The sequence below is a fragment of the Microbispora sitophila genome, assembly GCF_014892245.1.
Taxonomy (GTDB): domain Bacteria; phylum Actinomycetota; class Actinomycetes; order Streptosporangiales; family Streptosporangiaceae; genus Microbispora; species Microbispora siamensis.
This window is the reverse complement of record NZ_JADBGC010000033.1, coordinates 1-23,240: the sequence shown is the minus strand read 5'-3', so window position 1 is coordinate 23,240 and position 23,240 is coordinate 1. Positions and strand designations below refer to the sequence as shown.

General features: G+C 69.7%; 21 protein-coding genes. 12 read left to right on the top strand and 9 right to left on the bottom strand.

Features of this window, described 5'->3' with window-relative positions; translation table 11 throughout:
• Nucleotides 1-114 precede the first annotated feature (114 nt).
• Nucleotides 115-780, top strand: coding sequence for an LmbU family transcriptional regulator (locus IL992_RS39940; RefSeq protein ID WP_226874663.1), 666 nt, complete (start codon nucleotides 115-117; stop codon nucleotides 778-780).
• A gap of 181 nt (nucleotides 781-961) precedes the next feature.
• On the opposite strand, the gene IL992_RS48750 is transcribed toward IL992_RS39940, so the two are convergent.
• Both IL992_RS48750 and IL992_RS39930 read right to left on the bottom strand, forming a co-directional pair.
• On the bottom strand, nucleotides 962-2,809 hold the full coding sequence (locus tag IL992_RS48750; RefSeq protein ID WP_193208497.1) for an ABC transporter ATP-binding protein: 1,848 nt from the start codon (nucleotides 2,807-2,809) through the stop codon (nucleotides 962-964).
• A gap of 38 nt (nucleotides 2,810-2,847) precedes the next feature.
• The gene (locus tag IL992_RS39930; protein WP_193208496.1) at nucleotides 2,848-3,624 is read right to left on the bottom strand and encodes a hypothetical protein; all 777 of its coding nucleotides are present in this window, start codon (nucleotides 3,622-3,624) and stop codon (nucleotides 2,848-2,850) included.
• Nucleotides 3,625-4,061: 437 nt separating this feature from the next.
• On the opposite strand from IL992_RS39930, the gene IL992_RS39925 reads away from it, so the two are divergent.
• From IL992_RS39925 to npdG, 6 genes are all read left to right on the top strand, one after another.
• Nucleotides 4,062-4,274: a mersacidin/lichenicidin family type 2 lantibiotic gene (locus IL992_RS39925; RefSeq protein ID WP_193208495.1), complete on the top strand. Its 213-nt coding sequence runs from the start codon at nucleotides 4,062-4,064 to the stop codon at nucleotides 4,272-4,274.
• Between the two features lie 6 nt (nucleotides 4,275-4,280).
• Complete coding sequence (locus IL992_RS39920) at nucleotides 4,281-7,334, top strand: type 2 lanthipeptide synthetase LanM family protein (RefSeq protein ID WP_319019124.1); 3,054 nt, start codon at nucleotides 4,281-4,283, stop codon at nucleotides 7,332-7,334.
• A gap of 65 nt (nucleotides 7,335-7,399) precedes the next feature.
• Nucleotides 7,400-8,155: an ATP-binding cassette domain-containing protein gene (locus IL992_RS39915; protein ID WP_193208493.1), complete on the top strand. Its 756-nt coding sequence runs from the start codon at nucleotides 7,400-7,402 to the stop codon at nucleotides 8,153-8,155.
• Entirely contained in the window at nucleotides 8,152-8,850 is a 699-nt protein-coding gene (locus IL992_RS39910; protein WP_193208492.1) for a hypothetical protein, read from the top strand. Before IL992_RS39915 ends, IL992_RS39910 begins: the two co-directional genes overlap by 4 nt.
• Before the next feature lie 46 nt (nucleotides 8,851-8,896).
• Nucleotides 8,897-9,685, top strand: coding sequence for a twin-arginine translocation signal domain-containing protein (locus tag IL992_RS39905; protein WP_193208491.1), 789 nt, complete (start codon nucleotides 8,897-8,899; stop codon nucleotides 9,683-9,685).
• A 117-nt stretch (nucleotides 9,686-9,802) separates the two neighbouring features.
• Nucleotides 9,803-10,474, top strand: a complete 672-nt coding sequence (npdG, locus tag IL992_RS39900; RefSeq protein WP_193208490.1) for an NADPH-dependent F420 reductase — start codon at nucleotides 9,803-9,805, stop codon at nucleotides 10,472-10,474.
• Here the strand turns inward: npdG and IL992_RS49285 are convergent.
• A complete protein-coding gene (locus IL992_RS49285; RefSeq protein WP_226874673.1) occupies nucleotides 10,461-10,628 on the bottom strand; it encodes a zinc ribbon domain-containing protein in 168 nt (55 codons plus the stop codon). The genes npdG and IL992_RS49285 overlap by 14 nt on opposite strands.
• A gap of 2 nt (nucleotides 10,629-10,630) precedes the next feature.
• A complete protein-coding gene (locus IL992_RS39890; RefSeq protein WP_319019135.1) occupies nucleotides 10,631-10,777 on the bottom strand; it encodes a hypothetical protein in 147 nt (48 codons plus the stop codon).
• 367 nt (nucleotides 10,778-11,144) lie between these two features.
• Here IL992_RS39890 and IL992_RS39885 point away from each other — a divergent pair, with 367 nt between their 5' ends.
• On the top strand, nucleotides 11,145-12,440 hold the full coding sequence (locus tag IL992_RS39885; RefSeq protein WP_319019123.1) for an esterase-like activity of phytase family protein: 1,296 nt from the start codon (nucleotides 11,145-11,147) through the stop codon (nucleotides 12,438-12,440).
• An 87-nt stretch (nucleotides 12,441-12,527) separates the two neighbouring features.
• Here the strand turns inward: IL992_RS39885 and IL992_RS39880 are convergent, their stop codons facing one another.
• On the bottom strand, nucleotides 12,528-13,208 hold the full coding sequence (locus IL992_RS39880) for an alpha/beta hydrolase (protein WP_193208488.1): 681 nt from the start codon (nucleotides 13,206-13,208) through the stop codon (nucleotides 12,528-12,530).
• A 113-nt stretch (nucleotides 13,209-13,321) separates the two neighbouring features.
• Here IL992_RS39880 and IL992_RS39875 point away from each other — a divergent pair, with 113 nt between their 5' ends.
• Nucleotides 13,322-14,500, top strand: a complete 1,179-nt coding sequence (locus IL992_RS39875; protein ID WP_193208487.1) for a trans-sulfuration enzyme family protein — start codon at nucleotides 13,322-13,324, stop codon at nucleotides 14,498-14,500.
• A gap of 64 nt (nucleotides 14,501-14,564) precedes the next feature.
• Here the strand turns inward: IL992_RS39875 and panB are convergent, their stop codons facing one another.
• Nucleotides 14,565-15,410, bottom strand: a complete 846-nt coding sequence (gene panB, locus IL992_RS39870; protein WP_193208486.1) for a 3-methyl-2-oxobutanoate hydroxymethyltransferase — start codon at nucleotides 15,408-15,410, stop codon at nucleotides 14,565-14,567.
• A 201-nt stretch (nucleotides 15,411-15,611) separates the two neighbouring features.
• Here panB and IL992_RS39865 point away from each other — a divergent pair, with 201 nt between their 5' ends.
• From IL992_RS39865 to IL992_RS39855, 3 genes are all read left to right on the top strand, one after another.
• A complete protein-coding gene (locus IL992_RS39865) occupies nucleotides 15,612-16,910 on the top strand; it encodes an MFS transporter (protein WP_193208485.1) in 1,299 nt (432 codons plus the stop codon).
• Nucleotides 16,911-17,318: 408 nt separating this feature from the next.
• Complete coding sequence (locus tag IL992_RS39860; protein ID WP_193208555.1) at nucleotides 17,319-18,833, top strand: MFS transporter; 1,515 nt, start codon at nucleotides 17,319-17,321, stop codon at nucleotides 18,831-18,833.
• A gap of 7 nt (nucleotides 18,834-18,840) precedes the next feature.
• A complete protein-coding gene (locus IL992_RS39855; RefSeq protein WP_142556489.1) occupies nucleotides 18,841-19,464 on the top strand; it encodes a TetR/AcrR family transcriptional regulator in 624 nt (207 codons plus the stop codon).
• A gap of 326 nt (nucleotides 19,465-19,790) precedes the next feature.
• Here the strand turns inward: IL992_RS39855 and IL992_RS39850 are convergent, their stop codons facing one another.
• The 3 genes from IL992_RS39850 to IL992_RS39835 all read right to left on the bottom strand — a co-directional run.
• Nucleotides 19,791-22,307 (bottom strand): glycosyl hydrolase family 18 protein, encoded by a 2,517-nt coding sequence (locus IL992_RS39850; RefSeq protein ID WP_226874661.1) that lies wholly within the window; start codon nucleotides 22,305-22,307, stop codon nucleotides 19,791-19,793.
• Nucleotides 22,308-22,376: 69 nt separating this feature from the next.
• Nucleotides 22,377-22,685, bottom strand: a complete 309-nt coding sequence (locus tag IL992_RS47165; protein ID WP_264295187.1) for a hypothetical protein — start codon at nucleotides 22,683-22,685, stop codon at nucleotides 22,377-22,379.
• A gap of 164 nt (nucleotides 22,686-22,849) precedes the next feature.
• On the bottom strand, nucleotides 22,850-23,240 hold a 391-nt coding region (locus IL992_RS39835; protein WP_193208483.1), incomplete at its 5' end, for an integrase core domain-containing protein.

Below are 23,240 nucleotides of genomic sequence, written 5' to 3'. Positions count from 1 at the left end.
ACCTTGAGGTTGAAGGGCCGACCGGGGAAAACCGGCCCTCATGGATCAGAAGCGGAGTCGAGGCCGAACCGCTTTGGCTCCCAACGGGGTTTCACAATCAGGGGATGATGCCCAATGGCGATGCCACTTCTCGACCCGGTTCCGAAGAGGGGAGAAGAGCGCGGGACAGCCCGCCGGGGAGTCGGCGACACGAGAAGGCATTCTCCACAGGAAAGGCTGGGGCTCGACGCGTCGGTGCGAGCGGGGAGGCTCGGGCTGCGTCTTCCAGTGGACCTGTCATTCGAGTCCTGGCAGAGAATCGGCAGTCAGTTATGCGTCATTGCGAACTCCTCTACCTGGTGGCTGGGCGACTGGCTTGTCTACGGTGAGGAGTTCTTCAGTGACCGGTACCGGATGGCTATCGCCAAGACGTCCTTGTCGTACAAGACCCTCCGTAACTACGCATGGGTGGCCCGTAAGTTCCCAATGTCCCGTCGACGGGACACCCTGAGCCTGCAGCACCACGCGGAGGTGGCCGCACTTCCCGAAGACGAGCAGGAGTTGTGGCTCACGCGGGCGGAGAAGGAAGGCTGGCCGCAGAGCAGGCTGCGCAAGGAAATACAAGCAAGCCGTAGCCGCGGCCAGGATGCGGATATGGTGACGGTGACCATCTCCGTCGAGGTCTCGTCCGAGCAGGAAGAGCGGTGGAAGGCGGCGGCGCAGGTCGCGTCCGTCCCGTTGCCGGAGTGGATCGCCACGACACTCGACCGAGCCGCTGTCAAGGACGGCGATCCGGAGTAGTTCCCCCCGCCGGCGACAGGTGCGCGGAGGACGTGGCTCCCGATAGCCGTCGCCGGCTGGTCCGGCATGTTCATGCCCATGCGACGCGGCTGACACCGCATCGCCGCGCTGCTTGGAGGGCGATCGCCGACGACCGGCCGCACTCGCAGGCGTCCGATCCTCCGGCGGTCCGCAGCCGCGTTCACCCGAGGCTCTGCGCCGTCGGGCTCGGGGAGCTCGTGTAGGCGGCAGCCTGCAGTGTGTACATCTCGGCGTACAAACCCTTGTCCGCCATGAGGCTGTCGTGTGTCCCACGCTCCAAGATGCGCCCATCCTTGAGCACGAAGATCTGGTCGGCGTGCCGGACGTTGGAGAAACGGTGCGAGATGACGATCGCGGTGCGGCCCCGCAACAGCCTCCGCAGGTTTTCCAGTAGCGCGTGGTCGGCCTGAGCGTCCAACGCCGACGTCGGCTCGTCCAGGATGACCAGGTCCCGGCCGCGGTAGAAGGCACGGGCGATGGCCAGGCGCTGCCGCTCGCCTCCGGACAGCGCGGTGCCGCCGCCGAACTCGGGGCCGAGTGGGGTCTCGTACCCGCCCGGCAATCTGTCGACGATGTCCCGGGCGCCTGCTTCGTCGACGGCCGCACGGACGGCCGTCTGTCCGTCCGGCCTCGTCGTGTCCCCCAGTGCCACGTTCTCCGCGACGGAGAAGTGGTAGGTCATGTGGTCCTGGAGAACCGTCGTCACCTGGTCGCGCAGCCCCTCACGGGAGAGCTCGGAGGTGTCCACACCGTTCCAGAGCAGGGCACCCGACGAGGGCTCGTACAGGAAGGCCAGGATCTTCGCCAGCGTGGTCTTGCCCGAGCCGTTCTGGCCGACGAACGCAACTATCTGGCCGGCTCGGATGGTCAGGTCGACGTTGCGCAGCGCCGGCCGGGCGGCTTCGGGATAGACGAAGGTGAGGTCGCGCACGCACAGCTCACGCAGCGGTGCCGGTTGTGCGCCCTGACGGCTGACCAGGCTCCTTCGCATGAGCTGAGCGTAGAAAGCGTGCTGGTCGTCGAGGAACAGTCCCGCCTCGGACAGCTCCGCCATCGGACCGCCCAGACCGGCCATCGCCGTCGCCAGCCTGCTCAAGCTGAGCACGGTGGTGAGCACCGTCGACGTGTCCATCGCCCCGACGGCGTAGAACCAGGCGAGCACGGTCACGACCACGCACAGGATCAGGCCGAACGCCAGCTGCCCCAGCAACTGCCTGCGCCACTGCCCGCGCAGCGTTTCGCGCAGTTCGGCGTAGCGCCTGCGGGTCAGGAGGTCATATCTCTCTGCGAAGTGCTCCGACAGCTGGAAGGAGCGTACTTCCGCGGCGGCCTGCCGACCGGTGATCAGCATGCCGACGTACCTGCGCATCCGCTCGAGCGGGGTCATCCTGGTGAAGAACGCGAATCGGTCGCCGGCGAGCTTGGAGCTGACGACCGCGATCGGGGCCGCGGCGAGCGCCATCACCGGCAGTAGCCATGGCTCCAGCACGATGAGCAGCACGGTGAAACCGGCGACCTGGAAGGCGGAGGCCAGCAGGCCGTTGACGCCTCTGACCACCTGCCGCGGTTTGCTGTCGGCGGTCTCCTCCGCCCGGCTGATCCGGTCGTGCACGACCGCGTAGTCGAAGTCGGCGAGGTCGAGCTTCGCGATGGCCGCGTGCATGCGGCGGCTGCTGAACTGGCGTACCCGGTCCACGAGCAGTTCGTTCAGCGTGTGACGCAGGTTGCCGAGCATGAGCGTGACCAAAGTGAGCAGGACAGCTCCCGCAAGCCATGGGATGAGCGTCCTGGTCGCCTGCGCGGGCCCGCCAGAGGACCCAAGGAAGACCCCTACGCTGCTGCGGAACAGCAGCAGCAGGCCGACACCGAGCAGTCCCTCGACGGCCGGCAGGAGGATCACCCCTGTCCAGAACAGCGTCGGGTCCGCCTGCCTGCTCAACCTGAGGGCGGCCATGACGGTGGCGGCGGTGCCGGACCGGCTCGTCGCCTCCTTCACGGCCTCGCTCACGGTCTCCCCCCGCTCTCCGGGGCTCGCCGGGGAGCCCTTCATCGGCGTTCGTATTCGAGCAGGTCCAGCAGGTGCCCGTGGCGGCGCTCGAAGGCGCGGACGGCGGCCTCGGAGAACGAGGCCCGCCAGGCGCCCGACCGGCCGTCGCGGAAGGTGAACGACGCCCGGTTGAACAGCGACTTCGCCAGCGTCGCCGGATTCGCCTCGGCGCCGAGGAACGCGACAACCCGCTCGACCGCCGCCTCCTGGAGCTCGGGGGTTCCGCCGCCGTCGGGGCCGACCAACTCCTCGAAGGAGACCCTGCACACCGCCGGATGCACCGCCAGCCAGCGACTGCTCCGCAGTTCCGAGAGTCCGGGGAACCGTTCGTCCTCCACGGCGTAGGCGATCTGTTCGTCGAGGTGCGCCAGGGAACGGAGTATGTCGCTGTAGAGGCCGAAGCGGACTAGCTTGCCGATGCCCTGCGGCCGTGTGTCGGTGAGGAAACGCACCATCGATAGAAGGCTGTCGCGCGGGTCGCGGTGCAAAAACAGGATGCGTGGCTCACCGCCCGTGCGCCATTCGTGGATGAACTTGCCGTGCACCTGCGCGAGGTCCATTTCGTGCACGAACCAGCAGGTGTTCGGAGGGGTGTCGGAGAAGGTACCGGTGGCGGTGCGCCAAAGGGTCTTCTGGACGAGCTCGCTCAGCATCGTCTCGTGCGGATACCGGGAGGCCAGCGGGACGCCCAATCGGTGAAGCCAAGCCCACATCACCGCCGTCTGGGAAACGTCGACCAGCCGAGCGAAGCGCTCGGGATCGTCCGCGACCCGCATCCGGAGCAGCTCCTCGTGGTCGTAGACCTGAGAGACGAGGTTCCACGAGGCGTCCTCGTCAAGAGCCGTTCGTTCGCCCGGTGACGTCTTCACCTCTCCTTGGAGGCCGTACCCGAGAGCGAGCATCAATTCCTTGATGAGATGAGTGCCCGCTTTGGGAGGCGATACCACGACGACTCTTGGAGCACGGGCCATGAATTTCCCTCCTCATATCGCCCTACAGCAATACCACGGTCCGCGCCGGGCTGAAAGGCGCATAGAAATCGATGCGAAAATGCCGGATGATACTTCGGTGGCTTCCCCCGGTCAATCCCGTTATGCCTTAGTGTAGAGATGCACTTTTTCGGAAGGCCGTCGCGGTGAGAGATTGCTCACATTGTCTGGGGTTCCGGTCCGATGTGATATTCCGGAACGACCGCTTCGGAGAGGAGAAAAGAATGCAGACGACAGATCTGGCCAAGGCGTGGAAGGATCCCGCTTTCAGCGCCACCCTCACCGCTGACCAGCTGTCCGCCCTTCCCGCGAACCCGGCCGGCGACCTCGTCGACGTCGCCGACTTCGCCGTCGAGGGCGAGGTCCAGCCGATCATGATGTCCTGGCTTCCGTGCTGGGTCACCTGGAGCAGCGACACGGAGTGCTGCGCCTACTGAGATGGCATGACGAGAGGAGGTCGGGCGTCCGCTGCGCGCGGGCGTCCGCACCTCCGCGTCCCTGCCGATCGGATCGCCGAGTTGTCGAAATACGGGGTGAGAATGGCGCCTGAGCACGCAATCGATTCACTGCTCCAATTCTCGAAGCGCATCGTCGATGCCGCGGCCGCTGATCTCACCGAGAAAGTGAAGGAACGTCTCGGATCGCTCGCGGCCGAGCCGCTTCTCCATCACCTGACGGCGGCGCCGCCCCGCGCCGGGCTCGCCAGGATCGTCCTCAGGATTCTCGTGCTGGAACTCAACGTGCAGCGGGTCGAAGGTCTCTTGCGCGGCGCCACGCCCGCCGAGCGCTTCGACTTCTTTTCAGGGCGGTTGTCGGACACGGATTTCGCGCGGCGAATATGGCGCGACTATCCGCTGATGCGTGCGGAATGCCGCCGGCTGCTCGCTCACTGGGTGAGCGCGCGCTGCGCGTTCGCCGAGCACCTGGCGGCCGACTTCGGGCTGCTGCGCGGGCTCGACGTCCACGCGGACCTACGGGAGATCGACGAGATCTCCTTCGACGCCGGCGACAGCCACGAAAAAGGCCGGTCCGTGGCGATCGTCCATTTCGGTCGCGGACAGAGCGTCGTGTACAAGCCCAGAGCGGTGTCGATGGAGGCGCGGTTCCAGGCGCTGGTGGACTGGGTGAACGCCAAGGGGTTCGAGCCGCGGTTGCGCACCGTGCGCGTCCTCGACCGCGGCGACCACGGATGGCTGGAGCACGTCCGCGGCGGCGAATGCGACACCTCCGCCGCCGTCGAGCGCTTCTACCGACGGCAGGGCGGCTATCTGGCTCTGCTGCACGCGCTCCGGGCGCGGGACCTGCACATGGACAATGTCATCGCGGCCGGTGAGCACCCCTTCCTCGTCGATCTCGAATGCCTGTTCACCGGAGAGCTGAACGCCTCGCAGTCCGACTCCGCCGGAGATGAGGCCCTGATGCGCGGCCTGTTCGATTCGACCGTGCTCGCCGTGGGAATGCTGCCCTTCTCACGGCCGCGGACGGATGCGGCGGGCAGGCAGACGAGCGGCGACGTCAGCGGGCTCAACGGCGGCGGCGACACGCGGTTGAGCACAGACGCGCTGCCCCAATGGGTGGACGCCGGCACGGACACGATGCGGCTGGCACATGGCCGGGCACCCCTTCCCGCGTCGGCGAACCTGCCGCGTCTCGGCGGTGAGGTGCGACGGTTCGACGAGTACCGGGACGTCTTCCTGGCGGGGTTCGAGCGCATGTACGGGCTCATCCTGGCACACGCCGGCGAGCTGCTCGCCGAAGGCGGCCTCCTGGAGACCTTCCGAGGCGCCCGAACCCGGCACATTCTCGGCGCGACCCAGACGTACAACGCCTTCCTCTGGGCGAGCTGCCACCCGCACCTCCTGCGCGATTTGGAGCAACGCGAGAAGTACCTCGACCGTGCGCTGTCCCGCCACAGGGGACTTGCGGCGGGGGCGGAGATCGCGGCCAGCGAACGTGCGCAACTGGCCGCCGGCGACATTCCCCTCTTCACGGCGGACGCGGACGGCACCTGCCTCATCGGCGGAGACGGACGGGTGATTCCCGGCGCGCTGGTTCAGGATGGGCTGAGCGCCGTGCGTGAGCGGATCGCGGGATTCGGCGACGACGACCTTCGGCGCCAGCGATGGATGGTGGAGTGCGCCGCGGCCACGGCCGTCGCTGGGGATCTCGACGGCGCACCGGTCTTCCGGGTGCCCAGGGACGACAGGCCGGTCCGGCGGTGGTCCGGCTCACAGGAGGCGCCCGACGCCGGGACCGTCGTCGGTCACGCCGTCGAGATCGGGGAGGAGTTGATCCGGTCCGCGCTACGCCATGAGGGGGAGATCGGCTGGCTCGGCCTGGCCTCGATGGGTGAGGGAGGGTGGCAGCTCATGCCGACCGGGCTGGACCTCTACTCCGGCAACAGCGGCATCGCCCTGTTCCTCGCCTACCTGGCTCGGGTGTCCGGCCAGGACAGGTTTCACGAGCTGGCAAGGGACATCTCGTACGGCGTCGTGCGCCGACTGGAACGCGCGATCTCGTTCCGCCCTCGCGAGCGCCGGCAGAACGCACTCCTGGCCCTCGGCATGTCGGGCGGTATGACCGGCGCCCTCTACTTTCTGACGCACTGGGCGGCCCTCACCGCGGACACCGTTCCGCTCGCCCGGTTGATCGACGACATCGCGCCGGGGATGGAGGAGATCTGCGACGCCGACGAGATCCTCGATGTCGTCGGTGGCGCCGCCGGACACGTCCTCGCTCTCTGCGCGGCCTGGCGGGTCGTCCCGTCCGACGGGCTCGCGGGGCTCATCGGGAAGGCGAGCACACACCTGGCCGAGCGCGGGGTGCGCACGGGCGACCAGATCAGCTGGCCGGCCGCGCACTTCGACAATCTGGCGCTGGGCGGATTCGCGCACGGCGCGTCCGGCATTGCACTGGCCCTGGCCAGGGCGGCGCGGGTGACCGGCGACGACGCGCACCTCGAGACCGTCAGGGCCGCGCTGCGCTTCGAGAGGTCGCTGCGCGACGAACATGGCGAAGCCTGGCCGGACCTGCGGCCGAACGTTCCCTGGGAGACGATGGTCGCCTGGTGCCACGGCGCGCCGGGAGCCGGTCTCGCCCGGCTGGCGCTGGCGGAAACGCTCGGCGACGATACGTCCCTGGCCGCCGACATCGAGGTCGCGGCACGCGTGACCGCCGACTATTACGAAGCGGCGAAAGAATATTATCCGGTACGCAATCTATCGCTTTGCCACGGCGATCTGGGAAATCTGGATTTCCTCTGGTCGGCGGCCCGCAGGACAGGCGAGGGCGACCTGCTCCACCTGGCGGAAAACGTCACGACGGCCGTGCTGGCCGCACAGCGGGATTATGGCTGGATCTGCGGGGTGCCGCGCGGGCTTCGCACTCCCGGTTTACTGCTCGGACTCGCCGGCATAGGACTCGGCTATCTGCGCATCGCCGATCCCGCCCGGGTGCCCTGCCTTCTCACACTCGACGCTCCGGCCGATAACCCGTGATATGGCTCGCATCGGATACGATCACAGATCCGGCTGGAAAACCATCGCAGAGTGGAGGGCGGCGAATGCGCCTCCGGAACGTCTCCTATCGTTACAGACGCAAAGGCCCTTGGGTTCTTCGTGGTGTCGACGTCGAGGTGGCGCCGGGCCGGATAACCGAGGTAACCGGAGCGAATGGTGCCGGTAAATCGACGCTGCTGCGGCTCGTCGCAGGACTGGCCCGGCCGTCCGCCGGTCACATCGAGCATCGGCCGCGAATCGTGGGATATGCGCCCGAGCGTTTTCCCGCCGCGCTTCCCTTCACGGTGCAGGAATACCTTGAGCACGTATGTCGTATCCGCGGGGTGCGCGTGGCCGGACGGCAGGCCGTGATCGGCCATTGGACGGAGCGGCTGCGGTGCCGCCACCTGGCGGCGACCCGGATCCGCGATCTCTCGAAGGGCAGTGCCCAGAAGGTCGGGCTGATCCAGGCGTTCCTGGCCAAGCCGGAACTTCTCGTGCTCGACGAGCCTTTCGCCGGGCTCGACGTGGCGGCCATGAACGCCGTCTCCGCCGCCGTGGGCGAGGTGGCGGCGCAAGGCGGCAGCGTCGTCGTGAGCGACCACCAGAACTACCTCGGCGACATCGACCTGCGACAGCGGTGGGAAGTCGGCGGGGGCACGGTGTCCGTGCTGCCGGGCTCGCCCAAGCCGCGGGAGGAGAAACAGACCGTGGTCCTGCGGGTGCGGGTGGAGGCCCGGAGCGCCGGCGTCGCCGTCGAGCACCTGCGTGAGCTGGGCTATGACGTGGAGATCGGCGGCCCGGCGGAGGTCCGGAAGTGAACGTCGCGGCCCTGAGCTGGTTCTACGTCAAGGCGTACGCAAACTCCTACCGATTCGTTCAGCCGCTCGTCCCCACGCTGGTGCTGCTGGCCATCCTTTCCGGCGCGCCGCCGAACGCGCCGGGCGCGGCCCAGGCCGCGGTGCTGGAGACCTTGGGGTACCTCAGCGTCTTCATGATTCCGGTGTGGGCGTGGGCGTCTCGCCAGGTCCTCGACACAGAACCGGACACTCATCGGCTCGTGTCGGCCACGATGGCGAACTCCCGCCCCAGGCTGCTGGCCGGGCGTCTGCTGGCCTGCTACGCGGTGAGTCTGGTGCTTTCAGCGATCGCCGTGCTGCCGCCGCTGTGGATGACCGTTCAGTCGGGGGCGGGCGTGCGGGCGCTGCTCTCCGGGGCGGTGCTCCTGGTGGTCGAACCGGCTGTCGCCCTCGTCTTCGGCATTTTGACCAGTCGTGCACTGGTCCCGTCCACCGGCGGATCCACCCTGTTGTTCCTTGGAGGGCTCCTCGTCGCCGCGCTTTTGGACGCCCGCGCCGGATTCTGGCCGGGTCCGCCGATCGTGTCGGGGGTCGGCGCGGCCAACCAAGGGCTGGACGCCCTGCTCGCCGCCCTGCCTGCTGTGGCGTCGCGCGCCCTGGCGTGGACGGTCATCGGAATCAGCGTGTACGCGGTTTTGCGGAGGCGCCGAGAGTGAAAGTCGTCGCCTGTTCCCTGTCCTTCCACTGAAGAATGAGGTGCCCATGCGCCAGCCCAGCCGTCGCAGCGTCTTGAAGGCCTCCGTGATGACGCTCGGAGCGATCGGAGCGGGAATTCCGTTGAGCGGTCCCGCATTCGCCGCCGACTACAACCCCGCCCCGCACGATCCGGAATTCCCGGACGTCGAGGGAATGCGCGGGGACCGGCGGGCGAACGAGCTGTGGTACACCTACGAGAATGTCTTCCAATATCAGGCGACCGCCGAGATAATCGACGCCTACACCGCCATCGGTGCGGTCGCGGGCGGATCGCCCGAGCGACTCTATCCCGTCTACCAGCGGCACCGTCAGGCGGGCACCTACCCCGACGGATTCATCGCCGAGGTGGCCCCGGCCAAGGATGCCTTTGAATATCTCTCCCGCTTACAGCTCGACATCTACGACCGTTTTTACCGGCACGACAAGAATGGACTGACGGCGGCGTTCGTATGGTTCGGCGAGGGAGTCCTCTTCGATCCGCGCATGCCGTACGGATCGCGTACTCACATGATGAACGTCAAGCCCGGCGAGCCGCCGCAGAACTGGCATGCATGGCATCCGATCATCAGGGCCACGGTGTTCCTCGGGATCGATGTCATGCGATGGATCGAGCTCAACCGCCTCGTCGGGATTGGCTGGACGATCCAGTCCATCACCAAGCCGCGTGCCGGGGCCGACAATCCCTACCTGGACAAGAAGAGCGTCCACGATGTGGTGAAGACGTGGCGCCACATGTCCCCGGAGAGGATGGACGACATGTTCGACAACTTCCCGTACCCCTCGGGCATCTCCTGACGCCGGCGCCGAGTGCGGGCCGTCCGAGGGCCGCGTGGGGCCGCGGCCGACCGTTCGCGTCCTCGGCGGGACGCCCCGGGCGGCTCTCGGCGATGACCTGCTGGCATGATCTGACCCATGGTTGAGCACACCACCGCAGATCTGCCCGACGTCTCCGCGCTGACCATCGGCATCCTGGGAGGGACCGGGGACCAGGGCAAGGGACTGGCCCGCCGGTTCTCGCTGGCCGGGCACACCGTGCTGATCGGCTCGCGCAGCGCCGAGCGTGCCCAGGAGGCGGCGCGCGAGATCGGCGTACGCGGAGCCGCGAACGCCGAGGCGGCGGCCGAGGCGGACGTCGTGATCGTCGCGGTGCCCTGGGAGGGGCACAAGGCGCTGCTGGAGTCCCTGCGCGAACCGCTCGACGGAAAGATCGTGGTGGACTGCGTCAACCCGCTCGGCTTCGACAAGCAGGGGGCGTACGCGCTGCCGGTGGAGGAGGGCAGCGCGGCGCAGCAGGCTGCGGCGGTGCTGACCGGCAGCCGGGTGGTCGCGGCCTTCCACCACGTGTCGGCGGTGCTGCTGCTCGACCCCTCGGTGGCGGAGATCGACCTCGACGTGCTCGTGCTCGGCGACGACCGCGAGGCCACCGACGTCGTACGCGCGCTCGCGGGCCGCATTCCCGGCGCGCGCGGCGTCTACGCGGGCCGGCTGCGCAACGCCCACCAGGTCGAGGCGCTCACGGCGAACCTGATCTCGATCAACCGCCGATACAAGGCCCACGCCGGCATCCGGGTCACCGACGTTTGACGCGCTCCCCGGCCAAGGCACCTGCTTCCTCGCACTGCGCCGGCGGCATGGACCCGGCGAGTGCCCCACATTCCGAGCAGAGCTTGGAGGAGACGAACCACCGGTCGATCCGGTGGAAGATGGGCCTGAACAGGCGGGCTTTGTACTCCAGCATGGTCACGAACTGCGCCCAGCCGGCGTCGTGCACGCTCTTGGCCCCAGGTCTTCCACGTAGATCGCTTGGTTCTCGCGAACTAACCGGGTGGATTCCTGGTGGTGGAACTCGCGGCGCGCGTCGGCGACCTTCGCATGCTGGCGGGCGATCTTCTGCCGGGCCTTGGCCCGGTTGTCCGGCCCCCTGGCCTTGCGGCGCGGCTCCCGCGCGCCGGGGTTTGGAAGCGGACGTTGTACCGGAGCGACGCACGTTCCGGCACCGGGTGTTCACCGGCCTGGAACGGATGAAGCAGATCGTGCGGGGCGTGCGCGGCGACTTCGAAACCGAGCCGGCCGAGTTCGACGGCGACAGCGACCAGTGCCCTGCTGCATGGGCGGGTCCGCTTCACCCCCGAACTGAAAGACCGGAGCATTACGGCCGAATCCGATAGCCATCCGCGCTTCACCTGATCGTCACGTCGGAGACGTGGACGTTCACTACCTTCGGGCGCTGTCGTCGCTGTCTGAAAGGTCTCCAGTGCTCCGTCACGTCTGCGCCGGTCTGGCGATCGCCGCCGCGCTCACCCTCACCACCACCGGCACGGCCGCCGCCGACCCGGCCGAGGGCCCCGTCGTCGTCGCCGACGTCACGCTCCCCGCCCCCGCGCTGAAGCAGGTGCAGCCGTCCATCGCCGACGACCGCGGCGTGCGGCTCGGCGGCGTCGGCAGCGGCCTGTTCCCGGCCGGCCGCGCCGGGGAGTTCTGGCTCGTCACCGACCGCGGCCCGAACGGCCAGCCGACCGTGGACGGGGAGAAGCGCCGGACCTTCCCGGTGCCCGAATTCGCCCCGGCGATCGTCCGGGTCGCCCTCACGCACGGCACGGCGAAGATCAAGCAGTACATCTCGATCGTCGGCGCCTCCGGCAAGCCGGTGACCGGCCTGTCGAACCAGGCGGGGCACGACGAGACGCCCTACACCTGGGACGGCCGCACGGTGCTGCCGTACAACCCGAGTGGGCTGGACGTCGAGGACCTCGTGCGCACCCGCGACGGCGACTTCTGGCTGGTCGACGAGTACGGCCCGTCGCTGGTGCGGGTGTCGCCGGACGGCCGGGTGCTGGAGCGTCACGTCCCCGCGGGGCTCGGGCTGACCGGCGCGGACTATCCGGTGAAGGAGACGCTGCCCGCGATCCTGGCGAGCCGTCAGCAGAACCGCGGCTTCGAGGGGCTCGCGATCTCCTCGGACCAGCGCACGCTGTACCTGGCCGTGCAGAGCCCGCTGGCCAACCCCGACAAGAAGGCCGCGAAGAAGTCGCGGATCGGGCGCATCCTCACCTTCGACCTGCGCGGCCGGAAGGTGACCGGGGAGTATCCGTACCAGTTCGAGGACGTCACGACCTTCGACCCGAAGGTGAACGGCGACCAGAGCGAGATGAAGATCTCCGGCCTGGCGTACGCCGGGCGGGACCGCCTGCTCGTGGACGAGCGCACGGACAACGTCGCGCGGGTGTACGCGATCGACCTGACGAAGGCGACGAACCTGCTCGGCGGGCCGTACGACGACCCGAAGACCAGCCCGTCGCTGGAGGAGCCGACCGGCGCGTCCGGCCTCAGGCTGCCCGCCAAGTCGCTCGTGCTGGAGCCGAACGCGCTGGTGCCGTCGCTGCCCGGCAAGATCGAGGGGCTGGCGGTGCTCGACCCGCACACGATCGCGCTGGCCAACGACAACGACTTCGGCCTCGGCGACTTCGGCCCCGACGGGAGGCTGGTGGACAGCGGCGTGCCGAACCGCCTCGTCGTCGTCCGGCTCGCTCGCGCACTCGGCGCCCACTGAGTACGCCCGCCGAGTACGCCCGCTGAGTACGCCCGCTGAGTACGCCCGCTGAGGGCGCAGGCTGAGCGCGCACGCCCAAGCGCGCGGCTATGCGGCGGCGGCGACCAGCCAGTCGGCCACCGCCTCCGGCGCGACGAGCTGGTGCAGGTGCTCGCCGGGGATGCGGGCGACCGGCCAGCCGCGCTCCCCGGCCTCGTCGGCGAGGGCGGCGTACGCCTCCGCGAACCACAGGTAGCCGCTCCTGAGGTGGTCCCAGCGGGCCGGCACCGGGATCTCCTCCTGGTAGTACGCGAGGGGCAGCCGCGCCTGCTCGGCCACGACCACCTGGCGGACCACCGGGTCGGGGAGGAGGGCGGCGACGTCGTCCTCGGGCCACCAGTCGGTCCAGCGGGGCAGGACGCCCGCGTCGTCGGCGAGGGAGTGCAGGAAGCCGAGGTGCTCCGGCTCCGCCGCCCGGCACACGCCCCTGCGCGGCGGCAGGGCGGCGTCGACGAACAGGCACGCGGCGACCTGCCCGGCGAGGGCCTGCGCGATCAGCGGCACGAACAGCCCGGCGTTGCTGTGCGCCACGACGGCCAGCGGCCCGCGCGGCGCGCTCGCCGCCACCTCGCTCACCACTCTCGGCCAGTAGGGCGGCGGACCGGCCGTCACGTCGGTCAGCCGCGGCACCACGGCGGTGTGCCCGCGCGCCCGCAGGATCTCGGCGACGGGGGTCCAGGTCGAGGGGCCGACGGAGGGGCTGTGCACGAGGAGGAAGCTGACGTCCATCCCCTCATCCTCACCGTGGGCGGCGGCGCCGGACGCCTTCTCCGCTCGCCGCGTAACCGGTCGTCGGCCGTCCAACCTGACAAGAGTGCATTTTCTGGGTAATTCTGGACGGCATGAGCTCCCTGCATCCGGAAACGCGCGTCGTCCACCTGCCCCGGCCCACGCCGGAGGCCAGCACGCCGATCTCCATGCCGATCTACCAGACCTCGGGGTTCGTCTTCGACGACCCGGCCGTCTTCGCCGACGGCATGGGGCGGCCCGACGGGGCGTACGTTTACGGCCGGCTCTCCAACCCCACCGTGCGCGCGCTTGAGGAGGCGGTCGCCGGCCTGGAGGGCGGCGTGGCCGCCGTGGCCACCGGCTCAGGCATGGGCGCGATCAACGCGGTGCTGCTCGGCCTGCTGAAGTCGGGCGACCACGTGATCGCCCAGTCGGCGCTGTACGGCGCCACCGCGCAGACGCTGGCCGACCTCGCGGAGCGTTTCGGCGTCGAGGTCACCCGCGTGCCGGAGGACGACCCCGCGGCCGTTCGCGCCGCCGTGCGGCCCACGACGAAGCTGCTGTATCTGGAGACCATCGCCAACCCGATGACGCAGGTGGCCGACGTGCCGGGGATGTGCGCGGCGGCGCGCGAGGCCGGGATCCTCACCGTGGTCGACAACACCTTCGCCTCGCCGGTCCTGTGCCGCCCCATCGAGCACGGCGCGGACGTCGTGGTGCACTCCGTCACCAAGTACCTGTCCGGGCACACCGACGTCGTCGGCGGGATCGCCGTGTTCGCCTCTGAGGAGGTGTACCGCACGGTGTGGTCGTACGCGGTGGAGCTCGGCGCGACGGCCGACCCGTTCGCCGCCTGGCTGACCCTGCGGGGGATGCAGACGCTGCCGCTGCGGATGGAGCGCCACTGCGCCAACGCCCGCGTGCTCGCGACGCGGCTCGCCGGGCATCCGGCCGTGGCCGCGGTCCACTGGCCGGGCCTGCCCTCCCACCCGTCGCACGAACTCGCCACGAAGCTCCTGCCCGACTTCGGCGGCGTGTTCTCCTTCGACCTCGCCGCAGGGCGTCCCGCCGGCGAGGCGTTCATGCGCAATGTGCGGCTCGCGCTGCTCGCGCCCTCGCTCGGCGGCGTGGAGACCCTGATCCTCCACCCGGCCACCACGTCGCACCGATCGGTGAGCGCGGAGGGCCTGGCCGCGGCGGGCATCGGCGAGGGGACGGTCCGGGTGGCCGTGGGCATCGAGCACGCCGAGGACCTGTGGGCCGACTTCGCCCAGGCGCTCGACGCGATCTGAGGCGCCCCCACGGGGACGCCGGTCACGGGCGGCCACCGCGTGTGCGGCGGCCGCCCGCCGGGCGTCAGCGGTAGCTGTGCTCGGGCCTGGGGAAGGCGCCGGAGACGACCTCGTCGGCGTACGCGCGGATCGCCCGGTCCATCTCCCCGGCCAGGTCGAAGTACTTCTTCACGAACTTCGCGGGCTGCGGGGTCAGGCCCATCAGGTCCTGCCAGACGAGGACCTGCGCGTCGGTGTGGGGCCCCGCCCCGATGCCGATCGTGGGGACGCTCAGCGAGGTGGTGACCCGCTGGGCGAGGTCGGCGGGAACGCATTCGAGCACGACGGCGAAGGCGCCCGCGTGCTCCAGCGCCTTGGCGTCGGCCATGATCTCGTCACCCGCCTGGCCGCGGCCCTGCACCCGGTAACCGCCGAAGGCGTTGACCGACTGAGGGGTCAGGCCGAGGTGGGCCATGACCGGAATTCCGGCCGACACGAGCATCTCCACCTGCGGGAGGACCCGGTGGCCGCCCTCCAGCTTGACGGCGTGCGCGCCGGCCTCCTTCACGAAGCGGGCCGCGGTCTCCAGGGCCTGCTGGGGCGAGGCCTGGTAGGAGCCGAACGGCAGGTCGGCCACGACCATCGCCCGCGACGAGCCGCGTACGACCGCGGCGGTGAGCGGGATGAGGTCGTCCACTGTGACGGGAAGCGTCGAGTCGTAGCCGTAGACGACCATGGCGGCCGAGTCGCCCACGAGCATCACCGGGATGCCCGCCTCGTCGAACACCCTCGCGGTCATGGCGTCGTACGCCGTCACCATCGGCCACTTCTCGTGGCGCTCCTTGGCTGCCGCGATGTCGCGGACGGTGACCCTGCGTCCCGCGGCCCCGCCGTAGAGGGCGGGCTTGGACACAACGGAAACAGAGGACATGGCTACCTCCAGGCCTCGTGGCGCCCCTGTGGCGTCCCCGGACAGTCAGATCATTGCATGCCGCCATGGGCTGGAACACCCCCATACGGGCGCCGTAATCCTGGCCTACGACCAGTGGGACCAAAGGGACGAATGAGGCGACCCGGCCGCGCGAATGTCGGAGGCACCCGGCACAATGCCGTGCGGAGGTAAGGAACCACAATGGCTTTTGATCGTTACCGGCGGGTGCTCGCCCTGCCGGGCGTGCGGGCGTTGCTGCTGGTCGGCATGATCGCGAGAATTCCCCTCACCGGCACCGGCATGACGCTGACCCTGCACGTGGTGAACGACCAGAAGCTGGGGTTCTTCCAGGCGGGTCTGGTCGGCACCGCCTCCATGGCGGGCGCCGCGATCGGCTCGCCGCTCGTCGGCCGGTTCGTCGACCGGCGCGGGCTGCGGCCGGTGATGGCCGTGACGACCGTCGTGCAACTGTGCCTGTGGTGCGCCGCGCCGGCGATGCCGTACGCCGTGCTGCTGCCGGGCGCGCTGATCGGCGGGCTGTTCAGCCAGCCGGTGTTCGGGGCCATCCGGCAGTGCGTGGCCGCGATGGTGCCGGTGGAGAACCACCAGACCGGCTTCGCCCTCGACTCGATGGGCGTGGAGCTGTCGTACATGGTCGGCCCCGCCCTCGCCGTAGCGAGCGTGACGGCGTTCGGCAGCACCGCGACGATGTACGGCGTGGCCGCCGGTCTGGCCGGCTCGGGGGTGGCGCTGTACCTGCTCAACCCGCCCACACGGTCGGCCGAGGAGGACGCGGGGCACGAGGGGGCCGTCCCCCGGCGGCAGTGGCTGCGGCCCGGCCTGCTCGCCCTGCTCTGCCTGGTGTCCGGGCTGACCTTCGTGCTCACCACGACCGAGTTGAGCGTCGTGGCGATGCTCAAGGCCGACGGCGCGACCGCCTGGACCGGGCTCGTCCTCGCGCTGTGGTGCGCGTTCTCGCTCGTCGGCGGATTCGTGTACGGCGGGCTCTCCCGGGGGTTGTCGCCCGTGGTGCTCGCGGGCGGCCTGGCGGTGCTGACCGCGCCCGTGGGCCTGGTCGGCGGGGGCTGGGGCTGGCTGTGCCTCGCGCTGGTGCCGGCCGGGCTGCTGTGCGCCCCGGCGCTGTCGTCCACCGTGGACGCCGTCAACCGGCGCGTCCCGGCGGCCGCGCGAGGTGAGGCGATGGGCCTGCACGGCACGTCGCTGACGATCGGAGGGGCCCTTGCCGGACCCCTCGCCGGCGGGCTCCTGGACGCCCACGGCCCCGCCTGGGCCTTCGCCGTGTCCGGAGCGGTCGGCGTCGCGCTGGCCCTGCTCGTCGCCCTGGTCAGGCGGGATGCTCCGGCCGCCGTCCTCACCCCGGCCCGATCGAGCACGGCGGCCGGCCCGGAGGGCGCGAGCGGTTCCGGCGCGGCGGCCGGATCGGACGTGGCGGCCGGGCCGGACGACGCGACGTCCCTGCACGCCCCCGCCCGGGAATAGGACCGGGCCGGACCGGGAATCGATTCCGCCCGGATCGGGAATAGAACCGGCCCCCGCACGGATGTACAGGGGGTGCGGCTGTCCCTCGGGGCCGCCGCACGGAGGGCGTCCGCCGCCTGCTCCGGGTGGCCGTGCGAGACGCCGTGGCGTCCCGGCGCCCCGGGACGAGGGCGCATCGGAGACGAGCGGTGCGTGGGCCGGCGCCTCGGCCGAGCGATTTTTGTCCATCTGACCAGCGGATACGGCGGTACCGCCCCGGATTATGAAACGGTCCCGTTGCGTATCGGAATGAAGCAGCGCTACGCTTGCGTTGCGAAACACAACCGTATCGAAATCATGGGGGAATCCGTGGAAGCACTCACAGAAGCTCATACAGGTCACCCACGCCGATGGCAGGTCCTCGGCGTGATGGTGTTCAGCCTGCTGGCCGTCGTCCTCGACAACACCATCCTCAACGTGGCGATCAAGACGATCGCCGATCCCGTCCACGGCCTGGGCGCGACCCAGAGCGAGCTCGAATGGGCGATGAACTCCTACACGCTGGTGTTCGCCGGCCTGCTGTTCACCTTCGGCGTGCTGGGCGACCGCTACGGGCGTAAGCGGATGCTCATGGTCGGCATGGTCCTGTTCGGCCTGGCCTCCCTGGCCAGCGCGTACGCACAGGACCCGATGCAGCTCATCGCGGCGAGGGCCCTGATGGGCCTCGGCGGCGCCGCCATCATGCCGGCCACGCTGGCGATCATCTCGAACGTCTTCCCGATCCACGAGCGGGGCAAGGCGATCGGCATCTGGGCCGGCGGCGTCGGCATCGCCGTGGCGATCGGCCCGATCACGGGGGGCCTGCTGCTTGAGCACTTCTGGTGGGGCTCGGTCTTCCTCGTCAACGTGCCCATCGTGCTCATCGGCCTCGCGCTGATCGCCACGATCGTGCCCGACTCGAAGGACCCGAACAAGGCCGGTCTCGACCCGGTGGGCGTGCTGCTGTCCATCCTCGGCCTGATCAGCCTCGTCTACGGCATCGTCCGGATCAGCGACCTCGGCACCGTCGCCGACGTCTCGGTCATCGTGCCGTCGCTGCTGGGTCTCGCGATCCTCGCCGCGTTCGTCTGGTACGAGAGCCGGATCGACCACCCCGCGTTCGACGTGCGCAATTTCCGCAACGCCGGCTTCTCCACCGCGATCGCCACCGTCGGCCTCGTGTTCTTCGCGGCCATGGGCGTGATGTTCTTCCTGGCCTTCTACTGGCAGATCGTGCGGAACTACTCGCCGCTGCAGTCGGGGGCGCTCGTGCTGCCGTTCGCGGCCGCTCAGCTGATCTTCGCGCCGCAGAGCGCGCGCATGGTGCAGAAGTACGGCGCCCGGGCCGTCGGCACGGTGGCCATGCTCGTCATCACGCTGGCTCTGACGGCCTACGCCTTCGTGGAGGTGGACACCCCGATCTGGATGCTGCTGGCCCTCGGCTTCGTCCAGGGCGCCGCGATGGCCAACATCATGCCCCCGGCGACCACGGCCATCATGAACGCGCTGCCGCGTGAGAAGGCCGGTGTGGGCTCCTCGATGAGCAACGTCGTCCGGCAGGTCGGCGGCACACTGGGAATCGCCATCCTGGGCGCGGTCCTGTCCGCCAGCTACCGCAGCGACATGGAGGGCAAGGTCGCCGCTCTGCCGGAGCAGCTCCGCCACGTCGTGACCGAGTCCATCTCGGGCGCGGCCGGTGTCGCCGGCCACCTGGGCCCGCAGGGCGCGAGCCTGCTCGACGCCGCGAACGCGGCGTTCGTCACCGGCGTCCACTGGGCGGCCCTCGGCTCGGCCTTCGTCGCCCTCGTCGGCACTCTCGTGGTGGCCCGCTGGATGCCGGGCAAGGGTTCGGTCGACGCCACGGTCATCAAGGCTGAGACCGAAAAGGAAGCGGCGGTAGTGTGAATTCGTCATGAAGACGCAGCAGACGGCTGAGGGGGTGGCCCGCCCGGCGGGCCGCCCGCGCAGCGAGAAGGCGGAACGGTCGATCATCGAGGCCACTCTCGAACTGCTCGGTGAGGGCATCGGGGTGTCGGAGCTGTCCATCGAGTCGATCGCCAGCCGCGCCGGTGTGGGGAAGACCACGATCTACCGCAGGTGGTCCAACAAGGAGGACCTGGTGGTGGACGCTCTGGCGACGCTCAAGCCGCCGATCCCGCTGCCGCAGGGCGGAACCGTGCGGGACGACCTGGTGACCTACCTCCGGGTGATCCAGGAGGAGGCCCTCCACCACCGCACCCGTTGCATCATGAACATCGCCATGAGCGACTCCGAGCGGCATCCCCGGCTGGCGGAGCGGTTCCGCGAGCTGACCGTGGAGCCGCGCAGGGCGGTGGTTGCGGCGGTTCTTCGGCGTGGCATGGAGACCGGGGAACTGCGCGCGGACCTCGACATCGACATGGCGCTGGCGCTCCTCAGCGGGGCGGTCATCTGGCTCACGAAGTGGTCCCACCCCGGCGACTCCCATGCCGGCCTTCCCGAGCGGATCGTCGACGAGGCGCTCAAGGGCTTCCGCCCCCGCCCCTCCGAGCCGTGACCCGTCCCTCCGCCCCCGAGCTGTGACCCGGCTCCCTACCCTGGACCGTCGTGTGGCCCTCCACCTCCGGGCCGTGACCCGTCCCGTGCGGCCGAGCGCCGTACGGGGGCCGTCATCCCGGACCGCGGGGCAGCGTTCGGCCACGATGAGTGGCGGAACGGGTGGCCGCCCGCGATGAGCGGCGCACCGCGTGCGCGCATTTCTCGTGGGAGCCGAGTACCACTGGCGGGAATGGACGCGAGGGCGGGCGGCCGTCTGCCGATGATGCCGCCCCGATGACCCCGTGACCGGTGCCGGACGCCTGCCCGGCACCGGTCACGGCGTTTTCACCTCAGGCCTGCGTCGAGCGCGCCCATCAGTGTGCCGGTGTCGCCGGACATCTCCCAGATCATCGCCCCGAGCAGGCCCTTGCTTCGCAGCCAGGCGGCCTTGCGCCCGATCGACCAGGCGTCGTCGAAGCTCCACCACTGGCCGCCGTTGCCCGTGTAGCAGGAGGTGGCGACCGCCTGCTCGTCATGGCTGACCGTGCAGTTCGGGACGCTCGCCACCAGGTTGGAGTAGCCCCGGGTGCCGGCCTCCTCCTGGAACTGGCCGGGCGCCGCGCCGTTGGCCTGTTGCCACTCGCCGCCCTTCCCGCCGTCGGTCACGCCCTGCCAGCCGCGCCCGTAGAACGCCAGGCCGATCGTGAGCTTGCGCGGGTTCACCCCCGCCTGCAGGTAGGCGTTCACCGCGTTCTCCACGCTGAAGTGGAACGAGTAGGGATCGTCGACGTCGGTGTAGAGGTTGCCCTGATGCCCGGTCCGGTTCGGCTCCCACGAGTTGTCGCTGCCCGAGCCGTGGAAGTCGTAGCCCTGGATGTTGAATACGTCGAGGTACTTGGCCACCTGGGGCAGGTCCCAGCCGGAGGCGATCTTCGCCGGGTCGGCCGGGGTGAACGCGCTGAGCAGGTAGTACTTGCCCGTCGTGGCTCCCAGCGCGTCGAGCTGCCGGCGGAACTCGGCGATCAGCGCGGTGTTGTTCGCCTTGTCGTTCGGGCTGACGTGGTTACCGGGGTGGCCTTCTGCGCCGGGCCACTCCCAGTCGAGGTCGATGCCGTCGAAGATCCCGGCGGCGCTGCCCGGGCCGCCCGCGCTGTTGTAGACGGGCAGGTTGCCCTTGATGTACATGTCGATGCAGGAGCTGACGAACTTCTTGCGCGACGCGTCGGTGGCCGCGACGTCGGAGAAGTACTTCGAGTACGTCCAGCCGCCGATCGAGATGAGCACCTTGAGGTCCGGGTGCTTCGCCTTGAGCTTGCGCAGCTGGTTGTAGTTGCCGCGCAGATTCTCCCAGCCGGTGTCGCCGACGCCGTCGACCGACTGCGCGGCGCTCATCGGCCGCCCGTAGTCGGCGTCCGCGTCACCCGCGCCGTCGCCCTGGCTCGGGTCCTGCGGGTTGGACGTGGTTCCCTTGGTCACGCCGTTGAGGCAGGTCAGGTTGACCGGGTCGATGTTGGCGAAGGCGTAGTTGAGGTGGGTCAGCTTCGCCGCCGCGCCGGTCGTTTCGAGGTTGCGCACGAAATACTGCCTGCCGTAGATGCCCCACTGGACGAAGTAGCCGACCCGGGCGTAGCCGTTCCCGACGATGTCGGCCGTGCTCACCTTCACCGGATCGCTCGCGGCCGAGACGTTGTCGTACAGGTCGCGCGCCCGCACGGTGAACGTGTACTCGGTGGACGGCGACAGTCCCGTGACCTTGGCCGAGGTGCCGGTCACCGTGGTCGCCAGGTCGTTCCCGGTGTACACGTCGTAGGCGGCCACGCCCTTGTTGTCGGTGGAGGCCGTCCAAGCGAGCGAGACGCTGGTGGCGTCCTTGGCGGTGCTGCGCAGACCGGCCGGAACCGTGGGCGGCTGGGTGTCGTCGGCGGGGTCGTTGGTCGTGACCGTGAGGGCGCCGCTCGCCGGGGATGGGTTGCCCTTGCGGTCCTTCGCCTTGACGGTGAACGTGTACGTGGTCTTCGGCGTCAGCCCGGTGATCGTCGCGCTCGTGCCGGTCACCGTGGCCGCGAGTGCCGAGCCGTTGTACACCTCATACGTGGTGACGGGCAGGCTGCCGGGGGTCGCGGCGTCCCAGGCCAGCATCGCCGTCTTGGTGGTCTTGGCGGTGGCGCGCAGGTTCGACGGCGCACCCGGCGGGGTGTCGGCCGAGCCGTCGCACCTGACGTCGTTGACCCGGCAGCTCACCGGCTCGGCCGCCGCGCTCAGCGTGAAGGAGGGGCTGTACGGCTCCGTCGACCCGTGCGCCGCGATGTTGGTGTTGTAGAAGGCCGGGGTGAGGGTGACCTGCCGCCCGCTCTGGTTCAGAGCGCCGTTCTGGGCATTGCTCGCGGTCACCCCGGCCGGCAGCTCGAACACGATCGACCAGCCGTTCAACGCCGCGTCGGAGTTGTTGTTCACCACGAACCTCCCCTGCGTCCCGCTGCCGGTGAAGGTCGCGGTCAGCGGCGCGGGCGGGGGAGGCGGGTCGCCGGTCCCGTCGCAGTTGGCGCCGTTGATCGTGCAGTTGGCCGGCTGGGCGGCGGCGCTGAGCGTGAAGGAGGGGCTGTACGGCTCGGTCGTGCCGCCCGCCCGGATCGTGTTGATGTAGTAGGCGGGGGTGAGCCTGACCTTCGTCCCGCTCTGGCTGATGGTCGCGTTCTGTGGGTTGCCCGCTGTGACGCCGGCCGGAAGGTCGAACTGGATCGACCAGCCGGTGACGGCCGTGGAGCCGGAGTTGGTGACGACGAACTTGCCCTGGGTGCCGGTGAGCGTGAAGACGGCGATGAGGCCGGTGGCGGCCCGAGCCGGTACGGCGAGAGCGGACATCAGCAGGAGTGTCATAAGGAAAACGGCTGTTCGGCGCATCCGGCCTCCATTAATCGTTAGGAAAGTTTCCTAAGAATTAGCCGGAGCGTAGTTCCGCGGCGCGACACGGGCAAGGCCCAATTTCCATCGATCCCGCCGCGGACGGGACGGCCCGGTCAAGCCCGGTGCGGTCAAGCCCGGTGCGGTCAAGCCCGGCCCGGTCAAGTCCGGTGCGGTCAAGCCCGGTGCAGTCAGACCCCGTCCGGGAAGCCCGGTCCCTGCGGTGCCGGACCCGCCGGTGCCGGTCGCGGTGTCGCCGATCGCCCGCAACCGCTCCGCCCCTGCGGCCGGCATGCCCGGCACGGCGACACGGGCCGTCTCCGCCTGCACGGCGACCATGGAGATGTGGTGGGCGACCACGTCGTGCAGCTCCTGGGCGATGCGTGCCCGCTCTCCGCGCGCGGTGTGCTCCAGCAGGGCGCCGGCGATGACCTGCCACGGCGGCGGCCCAGGCGGCCGCCACGCGGCACCTGGTTGCTGCCGCGGACCCGCGACGTGCGGGCCTAGATGTACTCCCCAGAGAGGTTGGTGACGCGGCTGATGGGTGGCTGGCCTTTCAGCGCGGTGTGTCCGCGGTGATGGTTGTACATGTGCAGCCAGGGATCAAGTGCGGCGCGGCGTTCGGCTTTTGAGGCATACGGGCGGGCGTAGGCCCACTCGTCGGCCAGGGTGCGGTGGAAGCGTTCGACCTTGCCGTTGGTCTGCGGCCGGTAGGGGCGGGTGCGCTTGTGGGTGATGCCCAGTCCGGTGCAGGTGGCCGCCCACATGTGGGACTTGTAGCAGGCGCCGTTGTCGGTGAGCACGCGCTGGATGGTCACGTTGCGGGCGGCGAACCAGGCCGCAGCTCGCGCCAGGAAGCCGGCCGCGGTGTCTTTGCGCTCGTCGGGCAGGATT

Bases quoted from the DNA above. Each gene is read 5' to 3' on its own strand.
- IL992_RS39875 (WP_193208487.1), top strand. From the start codon at position 13,322: ATGAGCTCCCTGCATCCGGAAACGCGCGTCGTCCACCTGCCCCGGCCC.
- IL992_RS39865 (WP_193208485.1), top strand. From the start codon at position 15,612: ATGGCTTTTGATCGTTACCGGCGGGTGCTCGCCCTGCCGGGCGTGCGG.
- IL992_RS39930 (WP_193208496.1), bottom strand. From the start codon at position 3,624: ATGCGGGTCGCGGACGATCCCGAGCGCTTCGCTCGGCTGGTCGACGTT.
- IL992_RS39925 (WP_193208495.1), top strand. From the start codon at position 4,062: ATGCAGACGACAGATCTGGCCAAGGCGTGGAAGGATCCCGCTTTCAGC.
- IL992_RS39915 (WP_193208493.1), top strand. From the start codon at position 7,400: ATGCGCCTCCGGAACGTCTCCTATCGTTACAGACGCAAAGGCCCTTGG.
- IL992_RS39905 (WP_193208491.1), top strand. From the start codon at position 8,897: ATGCGCCAGCCCAGCCGTCGCAGCGTCTTGAAGGCCTCCGTGATGACG.
- IL992_RS39940 (WP_226874663.1), top strand. From the start codon at position 115: ATGGCGATGCCACTTCTCGACCCGGTTCCGAAGAGGGGAGAAGAGCGC.
- panB (WP_193208486.1), bottom strand. From the start codon at position 15,410: ATGTCCTCTGTTTCCGTTGTGTCCAAGCCCGCCCTCTACGGCGGGGCC.
- IL992_RS39855 (WP_142556489.1), top strand. From the start codon at position 18,841: ATGAAGACGCAGCAGACGGCTGAGGGGGTGGCCCGCCCGGCGGGCCGC.
- IL992_RS39920 (WP_319019124.1), top strand. From the start codon at position 4,281: ATGACGAGAGGAGGTCGGGCGTCCGCTGCGCGCGGGCGTCCGCACCTC.
- IL992_RS49285 (WP_226874673.1), bottom strand. From the start codon at position 10,628: ATGCTGGAGTACAAAGCCCGCCTGTTCAGGCCCATCTTCCACCGGATC.
- IL992_RS39860 (WP_193208555.1), top strand. From the start codon at position 17,319: ATGGTGTTCAGCCTGCTGGCCGTCGTCCTCGACAACACCATCCTCAAC.
- npdG (WP_193208490.1), top strand. From the start codon at position 9,803: ATGGTTGAGCACACCACCGCAGATCTGCCCGACGTCTCCGCGCTGACC.
- IL992_RS39880 (WP_193208488.1), bottom strand. From the start codon at position 13,208: ATGGACGTCAGCTTCCTCCTCGTGCACAGCCCCTCCGTCGGCCCCTCG.
- IL992_RS39850 (WP_226874661.1), bottom strand. From the start codon at position 22,307: ATGTCCGCTCTCGCCGTACCGGCTCGGGCCGCCACCGGCCTCATCGCC.
- IL992_RS47165 (WP_264295187.1), bottom strand. From the start codon at position 22,685: ATGGTCGCCGTGCAGGCGGAGACGGCCCGTGTCGCCGTGCCGGGCATG.